At 70.1% G+C, this 13895-nt stretch carries 16 protein-coding genes; 1 reads left to right on the top strand and 15 read right to left on the bottom strand.

Features of this window, described 5'->3' with window-relative positions; translation table 11 throughout:
• From GY812_05655 to def, 7 genes are all read right to left on the bottom strand, one after another.
• Entirely contained in the window at positions 1 to 630 is a 630-nt protein-coding gene (locus tag GY812_05655) for a riboflavin synthase (GenBank protein ID MCP4434977.1), read from the bottom strand.
• Positions 630 to 1682, bottom strand: a complete 1053-nt coding sequence (ribD, locus tag GY812_05650) for a bifunctional diaminohydroxyphosphoribosylaminopyrimidine deaminase/5-amino-6-(5-phosphoribosylamino)uracil reductase RibD (GenBank protein ID MCP4434976.1) — start codon at positions 1680 to 1682, stop codon at positions 630 to 632. The genes GY812_05655 and ribD overlap by 1 nt, the downstream gene beginning before the upstream one ends.
• A gap of 80 nt (positions 1683 to 1762) precedes the next feature.
• The gene (locus tag GY812_05645) at positions 1763 to 2263 is read right to left on the bottom strand and encodes a MogA/MoaB family molybdenum cofactor biosynthesis protein (GenBank protein MCP4434975.1); all 501 of its coding nucleotides are present in this window, start codon (positions 2261 to 2263) and stop codon (positions 1763 to 1765) included.
• A 51-nt stretch (positions 2264 to 2314) separates the two neighbouring features.
• Complete coding sequence (locus tag GY812_05640; GenBank protein ID MCP4434974.1) at positions 2315 to 3166, bottom strand: carotenoid biosynthesis protein; 852 nt, start codon at positions 3164 to 3166, stop codon at positions 2315 to 2317.
• Positions 3167 to 3228: 62 nt separating this feature from the next.
• The gene (locus GY812_05635; GenBank protein MCP4434973.1) at positions 3229 to 4389 is read right to left on the bottom strand and encodes a methyltransferase domain-containing protein; all 1161 of its coding nucleotides are present in this window, start codon (positions 4387 to 4389) and stop codon (positions 3229 to 3231) included.
• Positions 4386 to 5282, bottom strand: a complete 897-nt coding sequence (locus GY812_05630) for a methionyl-tRNA formyltransferase (protein ID MCP4434972.1) — start codon at positions 5280 to 5282, stop codon at positions 4386 to 4388. The genes GY812_05635 and GY812_05630 overlap by 4 nt, the downstream gene beginning before the upstream one ends.
• A 6-nt stretch (positions 5283 to 5288) precedes the next feature.
• Complete coding sequence (gene def / locus GY812_05625; protein ID MCP4434971.1) at positions 5289 to 5843, bottom strand: peptide deformylase; 555 nt, start codon at positions 5841 to 5843, stop codon at positions 5289 to 5291.
• A 24-nt stretch (positions 5844 to 5867) separates the two neighbouring features.
• Between def and GY812_05620 the strand changes: the two genes are divergently transcribed.
• Positions 5868 to 6548: a methyltransferase gene (locus tag GY812_05620; GenBank protein MCP4434970.1), complete on the top strand. Its 681-nt coding sequence runs from the start codon at positions 5868 to 5870 to the stop codon at positions 6546 to 6548.
• Here GY812_05620 and GY812_05615 read toward each other — a convergent pair.
• The 8 genes from GY812_05615 to GY812_05580 all read right to left on the bottom strand — a co-directional run bounded on the left by GY812_05615 (position 6513) and on the right by GY812_05580 (position 13892).
• Positions 6513 to 8369, bottom strand: a complete 1857-nt coding sequence (locus tag GY812_05615; protein ID MCP4434969.1) for a hypothetical protein — start codon at positions 8367 to 8369, stop codon at positions 6513 to 6515. The two genes, GY812_05620 and GY812_05615, sit on opposite strands and share 36 nt — an antisense overlap.
• Before the next feature lie 72 nt (positions 8370 to 8441).
• Positions 8442 to 9644, bottom strand: a complete 1203-nt coding sequence (locus GY812_05610) for a methionine adenosyltransferase (GenBank protein MCP4434968.1) — start codon at positions 9642 to 9644, stop codon at positions 8442 to 8444.
• Between the two features lie 18 nt (positions 9645 to 9662).
• Positions 9663 to 10892 (bottom strand): bifunctional phosphopantothenoylcysteine decarboxylase/phosphopantothenate--cysteine ligase CoaBC, encoded by a 1230-nt coding sequence (coaBC, locus tag GY812_05605; protein MCP4434967.1) that lies wholly within the window; start codon positions 10890 to 10892, stop codon positions 9663 to 9665.
• 26 nt (positions 10893 to 10918) lie between these two features.
• Positions 10919 to 11248 (bottom strand): DNA-directed RNA polymerase subunit omega, encoded by a 330-nt coding sequence (gene rpoZ, locus GY812_05600; GenBank protein ID MCP4434966.1) that lies wholly within the window; start codon positions 11246 to 11248, stop codon positions 10919 to 10921.
• A 115-nt stretch (positions 11249 to 11363) separates the two neighbouring features.
• Positions 11364 to 11915 (bottom strand): guanylate kinase, encoded by a 552-nt coding sequence (locus GY812_05595; GenBank protein MCP4434965.1) that lies wholly within the window; start codon positions 11913 to 11915, stop codon positions 11364 to 11366.
• The gene (locus GY812_05590; protein ID MCP4434964.1) at positions 11912 to 12223 is read right to left on the bottom strand and encodes a hypothetical protein; all 312 of its coding nucleotides are present in this window, start codon (positions 12221 to 12223) and stop codon (positions 11912 to 11914) included. Before GY812_05590 ends, GY812_05595 begins: the two co-directional genes overlap by 4 nt.
• Positions 12224 to 12238: 15 nt before the next feature.
• Positions 12239 to 12955, bottom strand: a complete 717-nt coding sequence (gene pyrF / locus GY812_05585) for an orotidine-5'-phosphate decarboxylase (GenBank protein ID MCP4434963.1) — start codon at positions 12953 to 12955, stop codon at positions 12239 to 12241.
• The gene (locus tag GY812_05580; protein ID MCP4434962.1) at positions 12942 to 13892 is read right to left on the bottom strand and encodes a dihydroorotate dehydrogenase; all 951 of its coding nucleotides are present in this window, start codon (positions 13890 to 13892) and stop codon (positions 12942 to 12944) included. Before GY812_05580 ends, pyrF begins: the two co-directional genes overlap by 14 nt.
• Positions 13893 to 13895: the final 3 nt, after the last annotated feature.

Below are 13895 nucleotides of genomic sequence, written 5' to 3'. Positions count from 1 at the left end.
TCAGCCTCCTGGGTTCTCGTTCAATTGTGCCCGGATCTGTCCCTCGAGCAACTTCTCTGCGTACTTGGCCATCACGTCGCACTCGAGGTTGACGCGGTCTCCCCTGCTGCGGGCTCCCAGCGTGGTGACGTCCGAGGTGTGCGGAATGATGGCGACCGTGAAGCCGTCATCGAGTGCATCGACAACGGTGAGGCTCACGCCGTCAACCGTGATCGATCCCTTCTCGACCACGTAGCGGGTCAGCACGCGGGGCATCCGCACCCGCAGCTCGGGCACGGGGTCGACCACCTCTCCGACGGCATCGACATGCCCCTGCACCAGGTGTCCGCCGAGCCGGTCCGCCAGCCGCACCGGCCGCTCGAGGTTGACCGGATCGCCGGCGCCGAGGTCACCCAGCGAGGTGCGCGAGAAGGTCTCGTCGCTCAAGTCGGCGTCCCACCAGCCGCCGTGGCCGGCGGCGTCAGCCGCTTCGGCCCCGGAGTCCCAGCCGACCACGGTGAGACAGCATCCGTTGACTGCGATCGAAGCACCCATCTCCACGTCTGCGAGCACCCGGTCTGCCCCGATGCGCAGCCGGGGTCCATCGAGGGAGACGACATGGCCGAGCTCTTCGACGATCCCTGTGAACATCAGCCCGTTTCCCCCTTGCCGCGAGTGGCGGCTGTCTCGAAGTCGATTCGCAGGTCGGGTCCGATCCTCTGGGTGGAGACGATCCGGCCGCGCCAGACCTCGCCGATGTCGAACGCACCGTGGCCGGCGAAGAGCCCCTGGGCGTCGTCGCCACCGAACAGCGCCGGCGCCTGGTACAGCACGTAGCGGTCAACCAGGCCGGCCCGGTGGAACTCGCCTGCGACGTTGGCGCCGCCCTCCACCAGCAGCTGCAGCACTCCTTCTGAGCCGAGGGTGTCCAGCACTTCGCCCACGTCGCCCTCGAACTCGGTGCACGGATGCACCCGTGCGCCGTCGGGCACCGTGCCCAGCACCACGCGACGCGGGTCTACGGATCCCGCCCGAGGCGTGCAGGGAGGGTGGTAGTCACGAACTGTCAGCGAAGGGTCGTCGCGGCGAATCGTGCCGGCCCCTACGAGGATCGCGTCGGACTCCGCGCGCAGGCGGTGGCCATCGGCGCGTGCTTCGGGCGACGTGATCCACTGGCTGGTGCCGTTGGGTGCTGCAGTACCGCCGTCGAGGCTGGCCGCCAGCTTCAGCACCACGTGCGGGCGCCCGGTACGGCGGTGGGTCACGTAGGCCGCCAGCTGGTTGGCCGCCTGTTCGCTCTGCACTCCGACGGCGACCTCGATCCCGGCCTCGCGCAGCGCCGCCAGCCCTGCTCCGCTGACCGAGGGGTCCGGGTCCTCAATGGCGACGACGACGCGCTCGACTCCAGCTTCGACGATGGCGTCCACGCATGGCGGTGTGCGCCCATGGTGGCTGCAGGGCTCGAGTGTCACGTAGAGCGTCGAGCCTGCGGCCGAGTCGCCCGCTGCCGCCAAGGCCGTGACCTCCGCATGCGGGCCCCCGGGTTCGGCGGTCGCGCCGGTGTGAAGCACCCCCGCTGTCGTGCGCACGACAGCGCCGACCCACGGATTGGGCGATGTGATGCAGCGCACCTCGGCGGCGGCGGCCAGGGCGCGGGCCATGCACTCGCGATCGGTACCCGTGGTGGCTGCGGCTGCTTGCATCGACCCCGAGGGTACTCCGGCCGCAGCCCTGCGGTCGAATTCCTATCGCCCGTCGTGAATTCGACCGGCGCCGTGACGGCTCAGCTGGTGGGGTGCTCGCTCGGCTCGCCGGCCATCAGTTCCACCACATGGGCGAGTATGTCCACGATGGAGTCGAGCATCTCCACCGCTCCCTTCGGCGAGCCCGGAGTGTTGAGGATGAGCGCCCTGCCCCGCGTACCCGCGATGTTCCTCGACAGGCGGCCGAGCGGGTTGACGGCCCGCATAGCCTCGGCGATTCCGGGGGCCGATCGGTCAAGGATCCGCTTGGTGGCCTCAGGGGTGAGGTCGCGCGGCCCGAAGCCTGTGCCGCCGGTCGTGACGATCACGCCGTTGAATCCGTAGGCAAGGTACGTGAGCGTGTTCGCGACCTCGTCGATTCCGTCCGAGGACACCCGGTGCTCCACCACCTCGAAGCCGGCCGCCTGCAAGTACTCGGCCACGGCATGGCCGCCCTTGTCCTTGCGTGTGCCGGCAGCGACGCCGTCGGAGACCGTCAGCACCTTCGCTGCGAGCTTGGGACGGTTGGCTTCGGCACTCATGGGGCTCCTCGGACTCTGGCAGGTCACCGCGTGTTCCAGCCGTCAGAAATGCTACCGCCCGCCGGTGTCGACGCCTGCAGCCCGTTGCACCTCCGACACCTCGGCGTCGGCACCGCCACGCCCGGCGCGGTCCACGGCCATCTGCCGCCAGTGCAGCGCCACCACGAGCAGGATCGGCAGGTAGATGATCAGCGCAGAGCCGGCCAGTGCGTCGGCCATCTCGCGCACCTCCGGATCGCCGGTGCGGCGTGCCACCACCAAAGCAGTCACCGCCATGAACACCACCTGGCCGAGGTAGCCACCCACCGCCGGCCACCGGGGGTGGGTGGGGATGGTCGCCACCATTTCGGAGCGCTCATCGCGCATGACCAGGGTGAGGATCCCCACCAGCACCATGGAGGTGAGCGTGAAACCGACCTGGCTGGCAACGGGGAGGCCGAACCAGAAGCCCGGCCCGTCATATGCGAACAGGTCGCCGAGGAAGAAGTGCTGGCCGAGACGCGAGACCGGGTCCACCACCCACAGCGACCAGGTCGAAAGCATGACCGCAACTGCGTACTCGAGCACCGGTGCGTCACCCCGGGTCCTCCATGGCCCCGACGCCACCAGCCGGGCGGTGCAGAACGCGAAGTAGCCCATGAACGCATACGACAGCGACACCATCAGCGGTACGTCGAACGCCCAGACCTCCTCACCACGCAACGCCTCACTGAACGAGTAGCGCGTGTAGGGGATCCCCCAGTGCACCGATCCGTTCTCCGCGATGATGCCGACCAACGTGGCCACGACCCCGTAGCCGAGCGTTCGCCTCCACCCCATGTGGCGAACTGAGGTGACCAGGAACGTGATGCCGAAGAGCGTGACGTACCAGCGCCCGAGGATCGTTCCGGCGATTTCCTCCATGCGCGCAGCGTACCCAAGCCACTGACATGCGTGTCAGGTATCCGCATGGGGCCCCGCGGCGGTCAGCTCCTGCGGTAGAGGAACAACGCCATGCCGTCGGTGTCTCTCACCTGGGGCAACAGCAGGGCACCCCGCCCCCAGGACTGCCACGGCTCACCGGGTGGCTCGAGCGCAACGAGACCCGGGTGCGCCGAGGCGATGTGGTCATCGATGGCGGTCGTCTCGGAAGCGGTGAGCGTGCACACGCTGTACGCCAGCACACCGCCCGGGGCCAGTGACCCGACTGCCGCGTCCACCATCGACCTCTGGAGCGCCGAAAGGCGCTCCGGGGCGCCGGACTCGATCCTCCATCGGGCATCTGCGCGACGTCGCAACACCCCGAGACCCGAACACGGTGCGTCGAGCAGAACCGCGTCGAAGCTGGCCGGACGCACCGGCGGGGCCAGTGCATCCGCCACGACGGTCGACACAGCGCTGCATGCGAGCCGGGCGACGTTGGATGCCAGGAGCTGCACGCGGCCTTCGGACACATCCGCTGCCACCACATGAATGCCCTCGCGCGCTGCGAGGCCCGTGGCCTTGCCGCCAGGAGCCGCGCAGAGGTCGAGCACCCGGGCCGGTGCCGACACGTGTTCCAGCAGTGCTGCGGTCACCATCTGCGACGCCGGGTCCTGCACGTAGCCGTCCTCGCGTACATGGGTGCGCGCAGGCTCATTCATCGAGTCCAGCGCACCCAGCGCATCGTCCTGACCCAGGTCTGTGGTGAGCCTCTCCACGATCCAGTCGGGGTACGAGAGTCGGGTGGCCACATCGGGGAACTCCGGTGGCGCATCCGACAGGCGACGAAGCACCGCGTTCACGAGGCCACGAAACCTCCGCGGAGCAGCGCTCACAGTCGCCGACACAGCTGCGTACGGCGGGATGTCGTCGCGGTACGTCACCTGATAGGCGCCCAGCAGGAGCGCCCTGTAGGCCGCCGGACTGGGCCGGTCGGACAGGAAGCGTTCGACGAGGAACTCGAGGCTGCGACGCCTCCGGATGGTGCCGTACACCAGGTCGGTGACCAGCGCCCTGTCGCGGTCCTCGAGATCGTGGCGTTCGAGCACCGGGCCGAGGGCCAGGTTGGCGTAGGCGCCGTCGTCCTCGACACGTGCCAGGACCTCGAGTGCAGCGCTGCGACTGGCGACGCCCTCGCCTTCGGGCGCCCTGGAGGGTCGCGTCATGTGCCGAGTCTGGTGCCCGGAGCCAGTCGAGCCCCGTTCAGCCACGCGGCCGCGCCCATCGGCGCCTTGCCCTCCGGCTGTACCCGCTGCAACTCCAGGACCCCCTGGCCGCACGACACCACCTCGTCCACCAACTCACCCGGCAGAGGTGGTTCCACCGCGTCAACCGACTCGTACGTGCCTTCTTCGGCATTTGCCGCCCGTGCCTGCAGCACTTTCAGGCGCTTTCCGTCCACGGTCGTCCAGGCCCCGCCCACGGCAACCACCCGGGCGAGAGCTGCTGCGTCACGCTCCCAGTCGAGGTGCAGGTCCTCCGCGGTGAGTTTCTCGGCGTAGGTGACACCTTCGGCGGCCTGTGGCTCGGGAGAACCGAGCGGCGCAGAGAGTGCCTGCACCAGCAGCGTCGTGCCGAGCTCGACCAGCTGTTCGCGCAGCTGGTGTGCCGAAGTGCCGGGCGACAGGTCGACCTCGGCGCTCGCGTACACACCCCCTGTGTCGAGACCCTCCTCGACGTCCATCACACACACGCCGGTGCGGTCGTCGCCGGCCAGGATCGCCCGCTCGACCGGGGCGGCCCCCCGCCATCGCGGCAGCAACGAGAAGTGGAGGTTGACCATGGACAGATGCGCCAGAACGTGGGGCTTGATGATGCGCCCGAACGCGACCACCACTCCGAGATCCGCGTCGGTGGCCAGGATGTCGTCGGGGTCGTGGCTCACGGGGATGCCGAGCTCGGCGGCAGCGGCACCCACCGCTGTGGGCTGAGGACCTGACCGCCGGCCGCGGCGGCTCGGCGGGTTGGTGACCGCCAGCACGACCTCGTGGCCGGCCTCGACGAGTGCGCGAAGGGGTGGGACCGCCATCTGCGGACTGCCGAGGTAGACGATCCTCATCCGCGACTACTTGCCGAACCGGAACAGGGGCTTGTTGGGCTCGGGTTCCGGCTCAGGGCCGCGCAGTCCCATCTGGTACTCGCGCAGCAAACGCTTCGCATCCCGGCGCTGATCGTCGTCGAGATGGTCGAGCACGAGGACCCCGTCGAGATGGTCGAGCTCGTGCTGGATCAGCCGGGCGAGCAGCTCATCGGCTTCGAACTCGACCGGGTTGCCGTCGAGGTCCACTCCCCTCACACCGATCTGCTTGGGACGGACCACCTCGAAGTGCTGGCCGGGGATCGACAGGCAGCCCTCGGCGAACTCCCACTCACCGTCGCCACCGGTGATCTCGGGGTTCAGCAGCACCCGCGCACCGTCGTCATCGCCCAGGTCGTAGACGAAGAACCGTTGCTCCACACCAACCTGCGGAGCGGCCAGTCCGATGCCGGGCGCGGCGTACATGGTGTCGAACATGCGACGGGCGAGGTCCACCAGGTCGGCGGTGATGTCGTCGACCTCCTCAGCACGGCGACGTAGAACAGGGTCGCCGGCGATGCGGATGGTGTGGGGACTCGCCATCCGGCCAAGAGTACCGTGGCCGCTGTGGGCACAGGATCACGCGATGGCGGCGGGCACTACTTCACCGACCTCCCATCAGCACCGTCGCGACCCGGCGCGGTGGACCTCTCACTGCCGGACCTGACCGCCACTCTGCGCACCGACCGCGGCGTGTTCGCAGCCGACCGGCTCGATGCAGGCACGAAGCTCCTGTTGGTGGAGACCGGGGTGCGCCCGGAGGCTGCCGGCGCCGACTGGCCCGACGGCGACCTCGTCGACCTCGGGTGTGGCTACGGCCCGATCGCCGTGGCGCTCTCCATGCGCCATCCCGACCGAACGGTGTGGGCGGTGGATGTCAACGAACGCGCCCGCGAGTTGTGTGCGCTCAACGCCGACGCCGCCGGCGTGGGTGACCGGGTGCGAGTGGTCGCACCCGGGGCGGTTCCCGACGACGTCGGCGTGGCAGCGCTGTTCTCCAACCCGCCGATCCGCATCGGCAAGCCAGCCCTGCACGACCTGCTGGACACGTGGCTGGGGCGCCTGGTGCCCGGGGCGGAGGCCTGGCTCGTGGTGCAGAAGCACCTCGGGGCCGACTCGCTGGCAGCGTGGATGAAGGATTCGGGCCATGGCGTGGAACGCGTGTGCTCGCGGCGCGGCTACCGACTCCTGCGTGTGACCACCCGAGGCCGCTCAGGGCAGCCTGACGGGGTCCACCCTCAGACGTAGCCTGCCGGGTGGCCGCCGCACCCGGGCGCACGCGTCCGCCAGCGCAGCGGGGTCATCGGCTCGTACGAGCCACCAGCCCTCGCGGGGCCCGTTGACCTCGATGCCCTCGGGCCTGCCGAGCCGGTCGATCCATTCCTCGGCCGCCTCTCCGCCCACTGCCGCCACCGACGCAGCCGGCGGCAGGGCCACGAGGTCGCGGCGGACCTCCTCAGCGGCGGACAACCGTGCCGGGTCGGATCGCTTGGCGGCCTCCAATACGGCGTGGTGGGGCTTGCGGGTCTGCACCAGCAGGCTCCGGCCGTCGGATCGACCGCCGAGCAGGCGCGAAGCGGCGACGAGCAATGCCAGCGCTTCCTCTCCAGCCCGGTAGCGCGGTGCCAGCAGTTCCTGGTCCACGTCGAGGAAGGCCACCAGCCCTACGTCTGAGGCCGCTAGGGCGCCCGCTCGGTGCAGCACGGCCTCGGTGCCTATCAGTGCCCCATACCGCCCGGATGGCGCGTCAGAAGCGCTCACAGCGCCTATGGGCTCACCGAGCAAGGCCTCGAGCTCCTCGGCCGACCGCGTGACTCCGACCCGCAGCAGCTTCATGGCGGTGGCTCCGCAATCGAGGCACACCATCGGCCGCGTTGCGCCACACCGGGCGCATGCGAGCTGCTCGGAGTCGTCGGACCGCACGGCGGCCGAGCACTCGGCGCACTCGGCCACCGAGTCGCAGCTGCGGCAGGCCAACAGCCTCGCCCGGCCCTTGCGGTTGAGCACGCAGACCACAGTTGCGCCGTCGGCGCGACAACTGCGGGCCGCCTCGACGAAGCGGCTGGAGTAGAGCCCCGTGCGCGGGTCGTCGCCGCGGCGGTCGACCACGTCCAGGTGCGCCCAACCGCGCCGCCGCGGACCCGAGGCTATCGATCGGGGTTCCGAGGTGGCGGAGCCTAGGGCCTCGAGCGAGGGACAGGGCGACACCAGCACACACGGCACTCCGGCGCGGCGAGCCCTTTCGATGGCGACCTCGCGTGCGTGCCAGGTCGGCGAGGATTCGTGCTGCAGGCCCTCGTCGTGCTCGTCGAACACCACGACGGCGCGGAGCTGCGGCATCGGCGCCCAGACGGCGCTGCGGCCCCCCACCACGGTGTGTCCGGCCGCAGCGCGCCCCAGTCCTCCGGGCCAGGCGGCAACGCTGCCGCCGGCACGCGAGATCCCCCGGGTCACCTCCGACACCATGCGTTGCTGGGGCGCGACGACCAGCGCCTGTCCCAGCTTGGCAACCTCGACCGCCACCGCTGCGAGGTCGGTGACCGGGGACACGGTGAGCACGTGCACGCCGGCGCCCCTGGCCAGCAGCTCCGCTGCCTCCCCGGCGGGTGAGGCCGGATCCGGTCGTGTGCCGACGGCGTGCGTGGGCGCACGGCTGGACACGGCGTGCACGGCCCGCTCCGGTGTGCCCACCCGCAGCAGGTTGACCAGCCGGCCGGCCCAGCGCCACGCGGCCCAGCGACACAGGTCGATCACCGCGGCATCCGGCCCCAGCCCGGTCACGTGCGCCACCGACTCGAGCCTCGCCGATGTCTGCGGCTCCACGTCGGCCGCCACCACCCAGCCCCGCACGCGGCGGCCCTGCAGCGGGATCCGCACGACCGCACCCACCGTTACCTCGCCTGCGAGTCGTGGTGGCACGACGTAGTCGAGTTCGCGACCCATCGCCGGAACATCCGGCACGACACGCACGATCCTCGATCCGGACGCGAGCGGCTCGGGCGCGTCCGGGCCGGGCGCAGGTTCGGGCGGCTCGCCGAGGCGCCCGACGTCGTCGTCGAACAGGGTCACCGGTGCAGGATCGCGCGCCGGGCACCCGGCCGCGGCCCAATCAGCCGGCCAGAAGGCTTCGAGGTCGTCGGATCAGAGACCGAGGGCGCCCTTGAGGGCGTCCACGCGGTCCGTGCGCTCCCAGGTGAATCCACCGTCGGAGGAGTCACGCCCGAAGTGTCCGTAGGCCGAGGTCTGCTTGTACATCGGCTGGAGCAGCTCGAGGTCGCGCACGATCGCTCCGGGGCGCAGGTCGAAGATGTCGCGCACGGCGGCGTCGAGCTTCGCGGGATCGACCCGCTCTGTGCCGAACGTCTCCACGAGGATCGACACGGGGTGTGCCATGCCGATCGCGTAGGCGACCTGGACCTCGCAACGCTCTGCAGCGCCTGACGCCACGACGTTCTTGGCCACCCAGCGGGTTGCGTAGGCGGCCGAGCGGTCGACCTTCGACGGGTCCTTGCCGGAGAACGCTCCGCCACCGTGGCGGGCGGCGCCCCCGTACGTGTCGACGATGATCTTGCGGCCGGTGAGGCCGGCGTCGCCCACCGGGCCACCGATCACGAAGCGGCCGGTGGGATTGATGAACACCTCGTAGTCGTCGTCCGCGAACTGCTCGGGCACGACCGGCCGGATCACGTTCTCGATCAGGTCGGGGCGGATCTCGGTGTCACGGTCGACGCCGTCGTTGTGCTGGGTCGAGATGAGCACGGCCTTGAGCGCGACGGGCTTGCCGTCCTGGTACTCGAAGGTGACCTGTGTCTTGCCGTCGGGCCGCAGGTAGGGAACCGTGCCGGCCTTGCGGACCTCGGCCAGTCGCTCGGCCATGCGGTGCGCGAGGTTGATCGGCGCAGGCATGAGGACGTCGGTCTCCTCGCAGGCGTAGCCGAACATCATTCCCTGGTCGCCGGCTCCCTGTTTGTCGATCTCGTCGTCCTCGCCGGCAGAGCCGGAGCGGACCTCTTCTGAGTCGTCGACACCCTGCGCGATGTCGGCCGACTGTTCGTCGAGCGACACCAGCACGCCGCAGGTGTTGCCGTCATAGCCGAAGGCCTCACGGTCATAGCCGATCTCACAGATGGCCTCGCGTGCGATCTTGGGGATCTCGACGTAACCGGACGTGGTGATCTCACCTGCGATCACAGCCATTCCGGTGGTGACCAGTGTCTCGCAGGCCACCCGCGACCGTGGATCGCCTGTCAGCAGCGCATCGAGGATCGAGTCGGAGATCCGGTCAGCCATCTTGTCGGGATGGCCCTCCGTCACGGACTCCGATGTAAAGGTCCACTTGCTCATCTGCACTCGCTCCGTTCGTTACCGGCGGCCAGTTCCACCGTTGCGGCGCATCTCGACCACCGAATCGAGGATCGCCTCGGCCACCGACCGCTTGTCGGTGAGTGGCACATGTCGATCCCCACCGGCAGACAAGATCAGCACCTCATTGGTGTCGTGTTCAAACCCGACACCCTCGGCGGCGACGTCGTTGGCGACCAGGAGGTCCGCCCCCTTGGACTCGAGCTTTGCGCGGGCATGGGCCGCGACCTCGGTGGTTTCCGCAGCGAAGCCAACCAGCACCTGTCCCGGGGCCCTGTCCGCCCCGAGGGCCGCCAGTATGTCGACGGTGGGGCGGAGCTCGACCACGGGCACCCCATCGCGCTTCTTGATCTTGTCGCCGGCCACGTCGACAGGTGTGAAGTCCGCCACCGCAGCGGCCATGACAACCACGTCCATGGCGGCGGATCGGGCCATCACCGCCTCATGCATGTCTGCGGCGGACTCCACCTCGACCACTTCGATGCCCTCCGTGGCCCCCAGGCCCGCCGAGGTCACCAGGACCACCTTGGCCCCACGGTCCCGTGCCACCTCTGCCACCGCGTGTCCCTGCTTGCCCGAGGACCGGTTGCCGATGAAGCGCACCGGGTCGATCGCCTCGCGGGTGCCACCGGCGGTCACGAGCACCGAAGTACCCTCGAGGTCCCGCACCGGTGCGGCAGAGCCGGTCTCCAACAGGCGTTCGGCGGCCGTCACGATGTCGCTCGGCTCGGACAGACGGCCTGCTCCGACGTCGCCACCGGCCAGGCGGCCGACTCCCGGACCCTGCACGCCGACGCCGCGGGCGCGGAGTGTGGCCATGTTGTCCTGAACGGCCGGGTGCTCCCACATCTCGGTGTGCATCGCCGGGCACACCAGTACCGGCGCCCGCGTTGCGATCAGGACGTTGGTGAGCAGGTCGTGCGAGTAGCCGCTCGCATAGGCCGAGAGCAGGCGGGCTGTGGCGGGGGCAACGACCACCAGGTCGGCTTGCTGGCCCAGGCTCGTGTGCGGAATCGGGGTGGCCGAGTCGGAGAACAGCGAGGTTCGCGCCGGTTCGGACCCGAGCGCGCTGAACGTGGTCTCCCCCACGAACCTGGTGGCGCCCTCGGTCATCACCACTGACACGTGCGCGCCCGCATCGACCATGCGTCGGCACACGTCGACCGCCTTGTAGGCCGCGATCCCGCCGCACACACCCAGGACTACTCGACTACCTGCGAGCGGCGACAAGCGTGGCCCCCTGGTATGCCAGCCGGTCAGGACCCGGCGTCGTCGGAGGACTCAGCCTCGCCGACTGCCGATTCGCCGTCTTCGGGGTCTTCCTTGGGAAGCAGCGCCTCGGGGATCGGCTTGCCGGTCGCACCGCCGACGCCCTCGATCTTGTCGTCGGCGATCTCCTCGAATGCTATCGAGAGCGGCTTGTGGGCGGTCGAGGTGACCTGAGGCGGCACGACTCCGTGGGCCATCGCCGCTCCGAGCTGGGCGTAGTAGGTGTTGATGCCCCGAGCGCGTCGCGCCGCCACGGCCACGAGGGCGAACTTGGATCCGGTGCGGTCGAGGAGCTCCTCGACGCCTGGGTTCATCATCGTGTCGGTGGTGTCAGCCATGGTGCGCGTGATCCTTGCAGGAATGGGGGGTTTCACTGCGATGGTCCGGTCGCAGTCGGTCCTCCATCATACCGGGCGGTCCGCCTGCGGCGCCTCATCGCGATGCGCGAGCTCGGGCGACCAGCGCCTCCACCTCGGCCACGGCACGGTCCAGGTCGTCGTTGAGGACCATGGTGTAGGGCAGATCAGCCGCCAGGGTGACCTCCTCGTCGGCCTTGGCCAGCCGCTGGGCGATCCTCTCGGGGTCATCGCCGCGCCCGACCATGCGGGCACGCTGTTCGTCGCGGCTGGGTGCGTCCACGAACACCAGCAGGGCATGCGGATACAGCTCATGGATGCGCCGCCCACCCGCCACGTCGATCTCGAAGACCACATCGCATCCCTCCGGCGGCTCCGGACGCGGGCTGCCCTGCTTGTAGTCCAGGAAGTCGACCCACTCGAGGAATCCGCCGGCGGCGATCCGCTGCTCGAACTCCTCCGGGGTGGCGAAGTGGTAGGCGTCAGCGGACTCGCCGGGCCTTCGGGCCCTCGTGGTCCACGAGCGGTTCACGTAGAGGGCCGGGTCGTGCGCCAGCAGCCGGGCGACGAGGGTGCCCTTGCCGACACCACCGGGCCCGGAGATCACGACCACGAGCGGCTCGGTCATGAGACCTGCCCCGACAGCTCGGCTGCCAGCTCGAGCACCTGTGTGACCGTGTCATCGTCGAGTCTGCCGATGGCCCTGCGCCCCTCGATCCCCCGGGCAGCGAGCGCACGGCGGGCGTCCACCTTGCGAACCCTTGGCAGGGAGTCGAGCAGTACGCCGAGCTGGATCTCGGCCGCGGCGGGGTCATCGGCCATCGCCAGGCACTCCGCCAGGCCCAGCTCGCCCGAACCCAGTGCACCGCACACGCTGTTGCGCACCTCGCGCACGTGCGCCGCCCAGCGCAGTGCAGCTTCCCTCGCCGGATCCACGCCAACGCCCGGCGTTCAGATGGCCGACGCGACCGCTGCCGCCGCTGCCGGTGGGTCCTGTGCCGAGGTGACCGTTCGGCCCACAACGAGCAGGTCGGCTCCGTTGGCTGCGGCATCCTGCGGTGAGGCTGCCCGGGACTGGTCGTGACGCTGGTCGCCCGGCAAGCGGATCCCCGGCACCACCCGCTTGAGCCGCGGGGCGAGCTCGCGTGCGGTCTGGAGGTCCTCGGCCGCGAGCACCAGGCCCGCACATCCACCCTCCACGGCGTCTCGTACGCGGTTGGGCACGATGTGGGCGGGGGCGTCGTCGTCGCTGGTCAGCACGGTCACGGCGAGGGCCGTGGGCTGCGGGAGGCCGGCTCCGCTGGCACCCTCGAGCAGGCCCTCGACGCCGGCCTCGAGCATGTCCACGCCGCCGCGGGCGTGCAGGGTCAGGTAGTCGACACCCAGCGCGCCGAGCACGCGCGCCGACTTGTGCACCGTGGTGGGGATGTCGAACAGCTTGAGGTCGAGGAACACGCCGTAGCCGAGGTCCCTCATCGCCCCGATGGCATCAGGGCCCGCGGCGCTGAACAGCTCGAGGCCGATCTTCGTGACTCCGAACCAGGGGCGCAGTTCGCTGGCGATCCTGTGGGCCTCCACCAGGTCGTCGAGGTCGAGCGCCAGGGCAAGCCTGTTTCGCACTGCGTCGGGAGCAGCCTCCCCCACCGCCGATGCCTCAGTCTCGCCCATGTGCCATTCCCTTCAGGTCTGCCACGGCGTCGATGCCGTGGGTCGCGCACCAGTGTTCCAGACCCCGGCGCACCGTGTCAGCACTCCGCGGGTCGGCGAACGTCGCGGTGCCCACCTGCACCGCAGAGGCGCCCGCCATCATCATCGCGACGGCGTCTCGCCCATCGGTCACCCCACCCACGCCGACGATGGCCAGTTCCGGCAGCGCCGCATGCACGTCGAACACCGTGCGCAGCGCCACCGGCCCGATTGCGGCGCCGGACAGTCCGCCGCCGGCCGCCCGGGCGCCGAGCACGGGCCGAGCCTCGTCGATGTCGATGACCATTGCCTTCAGCGTGTTGATGAGCGTCACCGCATCGGCGCCGGCCTCCGCGACGGCAGCCGCCACCTCGACCACGCGGTCGGTGTTCGCGGACAACTTCGCCCATCGCGGCCGGGCGGCCGCTGCGGTGGCCTCGATCACCCCTGCAGCAACGTCTGGATCGTGTGCGAACAGGTGCGAGCCGCCGTCCAGGTTCGGACAGGACAGGTTGACCTCGACCGCGGCCACCGTGTCGCCGAGGTCGGCGAGCGCCTCTGCGGCGCGCTCGTAGTCCGCCAGGTGACGACCCCAGATGCTCACGACGACCGTCGCCCCGGTGTCCTCCAGGGCGGGCAGTTCCTCGCGGCGCCAGTGCTCGATGCCGGCACCCTGGAGCCCGACGCTGTTGATCATCCCCGACGGCGTCGGGTGCACACGCGGCCCCGGATTCCCCTCCCATGGCCCGGCCATCATCGACTTCACGACCACGGCACCGAGGTCCGACAGGTCCATGTGGGCGCCGAGTTCGTCGCCGTGGCCGGCGGTGCCCGAGGCCGTCATCACGCCGGCCCGCAGGCGCGTGGAACCCACGGTCACCGACGGGTCGACCGGCGCTGGCAGCCGCTTGCGCCTCATCGC

It is taken from the genome of Actinomycetes bacterium, assembly GCA_024222295.1.
GTDB lineage: Bacteria > Actinomycetota > Acidimicrobiia > Acidimicrobiales > Microtrichaceae > JAAEPF01.
Note: the sequence above shows the minus strand (reverse complement) of the source record. Positions and strands in the feature narration are given on the sequence as shown.

Coding starts and splice junctions, on each gene's coding strand:
- GY812_05655 (MCP4434977.1), bottom strand. CDS start 630: ATGTTCACAGGGATCGTCGAAGAGCTCGGCCATGTCGTCTCCCTCGAT.
- ribD (MCP4434976.1), bottom strand. CDS start 1,682: ATGCAAGCAGCCGCAGCCACCACGGGTACCGATCGCGAGTGCATGGCC.
- GY812_05645 (MCP4434975.1), bottom strand. CDS start 2,263: ATGAGTGCCGAAGCCAACCGTCCCAAGCTCGCAGCGAAGGTGCTGACG.
- GY812_05640 (MCP4434974.1), bottom strand. CDS start 3,166: ATGGAGGAAATCGCCGGAACGATCCTCGGGCGCTGGTACGTCACGCTC.
- GY812_05635 (MCP4434973.1), bottom strand. CDS start 4,389: ATGACGCGACCCTCCAGGGCGCCCGAAGGCGAGGGCGTCGCCAGTCGC.
- GY812_05630 (MCP4434972.1), bottom strand. CDS start 5,282: ATGAGGATCGTCTACCTCGGCAGTCCGCAGATGGCGGTCCCACCCCTT.
- def (MCP4434971.1), bottom strand. CDS start 5,843: ATGGCGAGTCCCCACACCATCCGCATCGCCGGCGACCCTGTTCTACGT.
- GY812_05610 (MCP4434968.1), bottom strand. CDS start 9,644: ATGAGCAAGTGGACCTTTACATCGGAGTCCGTGACGGAGGGCCATCCC.
- rpoZ (MCP4434966.1), bottom strand. CDS start 11,248: ATGATGAACCCAGGCGTCGAGGAGCTCCTCGACCGCACCGGATCCAAG.
- GY812_05595 (MCP4434965.1), bottom strand. CDS start 11,915: ATGACCGAGCCGCTCGTGGTCGTGATCTCCGGGCCCGGTGGTGTCGGC.
- pyrF (MCP4434963.1), bottom strand. CDS start 12,955: ATGGGCGAGACTGAGGCATCGGCGGTGGGGGAGGCTGCTCCCGACGCA.
- GY812_05580 (MCP4434962.1), bottom strand. CDS start 13,892: ATGAGGCGCAAGCGGCTGCCAGCGCCGGTCGACCCGTCGGTGACCGTG.